Source organism: Bdellovibrionales bacterium (assembly GCA_019750295.1).
Taxonomy (GTDB): Bacteria; Bdellovibrionota; Bdellovibrionia; order Bdellovibrionales; family JAGQZY01; genus JAIEOS01.
The window spans coordinates 1-3514 of the sequence record JAIEOS010000136.1 but is presented as its reverse complement, the minus strand read 5'-3'; the positions used below and the strand labels follow the sequence as shown (position 1 = coordinate 3514).

The 3514-nt window shown below is 46.5% G+C and carries 5 protein-coding genes; 2 read left to right on the top strand and 3 right to left on the bottom strand.

The window, feature by feature from the left end; translation table 11 throughout:
• Nucleotides 1–396 precede the first annotated feature (396 nt).
• Complete coding sequence (gene gpmA, locus K2Q26_15350; protein ID MBY0316896.1) at nt 397–1065, top strand: 2,3-diphosphoglycerate-dependent phosphoglycerate mutase; 669 nt, start codon at nt 397–399, stop codon at nt 1063–1065.
• Between the two features lie 8 nt (nt 1066–1073).
• Nucleotides 1074–1601, top strand: coding sequence for a DUF177 domain-containing protein (locus K2Q26_15345; protein MBY0316895.1), 528 nt, complete (start codon nt 1074–1076; stop codon nt 1599–1601).
• 64 nt (nt 1602–1665) lie between these two features.
• Here the strand turns inward: K2Q26_15345 and K2Q26_15340 are convergent, their stop codons facing one another.
• From K2Q26_15340 to K2Q26_15330, 3 genes are all read right to left on the bottom strand, one after another.
• Nucleotides 1666–2157 (bottom strand): hypothetical protein, encoded by a 492-nt coding sequence (locus K2Q26_15340; GenBank protein ID MBY0316894.1) that lies wholly within the window; start codon nt 2155–2157, stop codon nt 1666–1668.
• Nucleotides 2158–2270: 113 nt separating this feature from the next.
• Nucleotides 2271–2792, bottom strand: a complete 522-nt coding sequence (locus tag K2Q26_15335) for a L,D-transpeptidase (protein ID MBY0316893.1) — start codon at nt 2790–2792, stop codon at nt 2271–2273.
• Between the two features lie 274 nt (nt 2793–3066).
• Nucleotides 3067–3514 (bottom strand): hypothetical protein (locus K2Q26_15330; protein ID MBY0316892.1); only part of this gene is annotated, 448 nt, incomplete at its 5' end.

Sequence of the window (3514 nt, the reverse complement as noted above, 5' to 3'; positions counted from 1 at the left end):
TGTCGGTGACGGGGATGTGAATAGTGAAATCGAAGCTTTCAAAAGTGGAGATGGGATTCCGCTCTCTGTGGACATGAAGTTCGGTCACATCGACATTTTAGAATAGTTGAAGCGCTAGGTGAGCAGTGTCCTCTAACCTCAATCTTCATCCCCGCTGAGCCCGACCTTGATCTTGCTGACACAAATAAAACAATCTAGTTTTGTTTACGCATAGCAATATTATTTGTAAGCGGGAAGGATTTCTCTTAGCCTTGAAAGTGGGACGGGCGATGGTTTTTAGGATGAAAAACCTCGTAGCAGGATGCTGCAGCATCGCCTTTTTTTCTACCCGATACACTTCTCACAAATTCTCCAGTAAACATCTCTGACAAACTAATCAATCACAGAGGAAGATCCGTGCTAGTTCTTGTTCGTCATGGTCAAAGTGAGTGGAATTTACAGAATCGTTTTACCGGGTGGGTGGATGTGGACCTCACCGATAAAGGCAAAGAAGAAGCCATGCGCGCCGGCAAAATTCTTAAAAACAAAGGCTACGAATTCGATGTCGTATTCACATCGGTCCTTCGCCGTGCGATCAAAACGACCTGGCTGATACAGACCGAGCTCCAACAGGAGTGGGTGCCGACGACCAAAGCTTGGCAACTCAACGAGCGCCACTACGGAGCGCTCCAGGGCCTCAATAAAAAAGAAACGGCCGAGAAGTATGGCGACGAAAAAGTCCACCAGTGGCGGCGAAGCTATGCAACCCTTCCCCCTTTGCTTGAGAATGATGAGTTAGGTAAAGATCGACGTTACAAGGGAATTCAACTTCCCAAAGGGGAAGCGTTGAAGGAAACCGTGGAGCGGGTGATTCCCTATTGGGAGAAAAATATCGAGCCTCAGATTGCGGCGGGTAAAAATGTTTTGATCGTCGCCCATGGAAACAGCCTGCGGGCTCTTGTGAAACATCTCTCGGGGATGTCCGATGAGGAGATTATTAGTTTTGAATTCGAAACCGCCGTTCCTTTGGTGTGCGAACTCAATAACCAGCGTAAAATGACAAAAAAAGAATTTTTAAAAGATTAGGTTTAAATATGATTATTCGTCTTAAAGATATCACCGAAGAGGGTGAAGATTTTGAATACAAAAAAGGGGATGAGCAGACCTTAGATGCCGGTTTTAAAGAGGCATTAGGGTACCTCCCACAGTTTCAGGTGAAATGCCGTATCCAGGAGTTGGGTAATGTTTATTCCGCTCAAGGGAAAATCGATACGACCGCCAAAGACACATGCTCCTTGTGTGGTGAGGATATGGATATTCCGATTCAGCACAAGTTCAATGAGTACTTGATCAAGGCTGAGGACCGCCAGGCCGATGGGCATGCGCCTCATACCGGTCTTGATACCGATCTCAATGCCGAGGCGACTTTTTTTGAAAGTTACGATTTTGATCTGGGTGATTTTTTACGCGAGCAATTGGTGGTCGCCATTCCGACGTATCCCCGTTGCGAAGATCAAAAAGCCTGTGAGGAGCGGCAGTTGGAAATTAAAAAAATTCTCGACGATTCCAATTCGGCAGGTCATCCGGCGTTTGAAGTTCTCAAAAATCTCAAAAAGCATTAAGGCAAAAAAAAAGAGCTCTTTGCGAGAGCTCTTTTCTTAATCGTTCTAAAACGCATCTTTGCGATTAAATCTCTAATCCTTTAGCCAACGTAATACTGCCAGAATAGCACTGGGCGACCTTGTTGACGGATTTCAATTGGTCCACACCCACCTGATCTTTTTCGAGATCCTGAATGCCGACTCGGAAGGCCGATTCCATTGTTTTGTTGTTTGAAATGTTGAGCGATTTAACGTCGACGCCATTTTCGTCGATCTCCAATCGCACTTGAACTTCTCGAGCCTCTACGATTCCAGCATCGGTCAGTACTCCGTAGCCACCGTCGAAGAAAGTCACGTTTTGATCACCGGTCACTTTGTTGGCGACAAGGCCCATCGGATATTTTTCGTCCACGACCATGATCACTTGGATCTCCGAAGCCTCTTGGATTTTGATGGCTTCGGTTTGTTTGAAAACGCAAAATTTAACGGACTTCTGACCGGATTCCTCATTAGATGCATTTGCAGATGATGACACAACGACCGCTAGAGCAGCAGCAACGAACACTAGATTTTTCATGATTTCCCCTCTGGTTTTACTTCATACCCCTATGAAGTTCGTACAACCTACGACAAATCGATGGGTTAAGTAATAGGGTAAAATTACAAAGTGCACGGAAAAATTTATAATGCCTAAGGAATCATCTCAACGAGTGTGCCGATGCGGACTCGATCGTAAAGATCGATCACGTCTTCATTACGCATGCGAATACAACCGTAGGATGCGGCCGTGCCGATGGATTTTTCCATGCTAGCGGCAACACCGTGAATAGCAATTTGATCAGTGACACTATTGTTTTCGAGGGTGATCGCTCGTTCCCCCATGGGATTCCGCGGATCACCGCCGGGAATGAGATCGGGAATTCTTGGATTCTCTTTTTTGACGATGGTCGGAGGAGCCCAAGCGGGGCGAATATGCTTCCCATCCACGCGACTTTGTCCTAACCACATCATTCGCCGCTGAGGAACCGCCACTTTATATTCGAGAACTTGAGTAGAATCTAACACGTAGTAAAGTCGGCGCTGACTGTAAGAGATGATGATCTTCCCTGGCGGCTGATTGTTTTGCATCTGTTTTAAAACCGGAGCCGCAAAGACATCTCCGCCCACCAAAAGCACCACTAACGACAGTCCTACAGCCCATATCCGCTTCATAAATCCTCACGTTTTTCTGATTGGGTTTACAAGTATTGAGCCAAGAAGTTTTCGCTCTCAAAACCAACTGAGACAGCGGAGGCATCGAATGGCTCCAAAAAAGAACTGACCACAGGATAGACAACTAGGTAACAGTTCCCTTTTCGGAAAAATTGGTAACGACAACTAGGTAACAGTTCCCTTTTCGGAAAAATTGGTAACAGTTCCTTTTTTGTATTGCGTGGCAATACAAAAAAGAAACTGTTACCAATTTTTCCGAAAAGGGAACTGTTACCTAGTTGTAGTTCGGGAGATAGCGTTCTTTAAATTTTTTAGTGAGCGCCTGGAGGTCGAGGATCGTCAGGAGGTCGTAGCAGGCGAAAGGCTCATCAAAGGCCGGCATTCCGTAAACAAAGCTTCCAGCGTGCAGGTAGGAGCGCAGGAGCGGCGGTAGTTCCTTGGTATACCCGGGCATAGCTGGGGCTTGATCAAAGAGCTGTTGGCTATTGGGGACCGCGTACTGGTTAATAGGGTGGATGTTGTGATCCCATTTCAGTTTGTCGTGGGTCGCTAGACTTTTAATGAGCGAAAAAATGTAGGTGTTGTCGGTGCTGTCCACACTGGAGCAGCCAAAGAGAAATCTCGTTTTACAGAGCATGATGTATTTAGAGAGTCCTTCCCACAGAAGATCCATCGTGCGACCGTTGCGGTAGTTGGAGTGGGTGCAAGCGCGGCCCATTTCG